The sequence below is a fragment of the Xanthomonas cissicola genome (assembly GCF_008801575.1).
In the GTDB taxonomy this organism is placed as follows: domain Bacteria; phylum Pseudomonadota; class Gammaproteobacteria; order Xanthomonadales; family Xanthomonadaceae; genus Xanthomonas; species Xanthomonas cissicola.
This window is the reverse complement of the sequence record NZ_VZPL01000292.1, coordinates 1-251: the sequence shown is the minus strand read 5'-3', so window position 1 is coordinate 251 and position 251 is coordinate 1. Positions and strand designations below refer to the sequence as shown.

Annotated in this window: 1 pseudogene; it reads right to left on the bottom strand. The window is 56.6% G+C overall.

From position 1 onward, the window contains the following. Positions 1–124: 124 nt before the first annotated feature. Positions 125–251: pseudogene (locus F7R02_RS26145) on the bottom strand (IS3 family transposase); the annotation flags it as partial.

Here is a 251-nt window from a genome sequence, read left to right as displayed (position 1 = left end):
GATCGGTCACTTGCCGGACCGCCTCGATCTTGAACTCATCCGTATACCGCTTACTGCTCATGGACACCTCCGAATCAGCCATTTTCCATGGCCTTGAGATGTCTAAGAAATCCTGGGCGTATCAGGTTGCATCGTCCACGATCACCAGACACTTGATCACTCGGCCTTCGGCGGTGCGGTCGAACACGAAATCCATCGACCACACCTGGTTGGCCTGCGATGGCCGCAGCAGCGGCTGACGCTCGCCTATT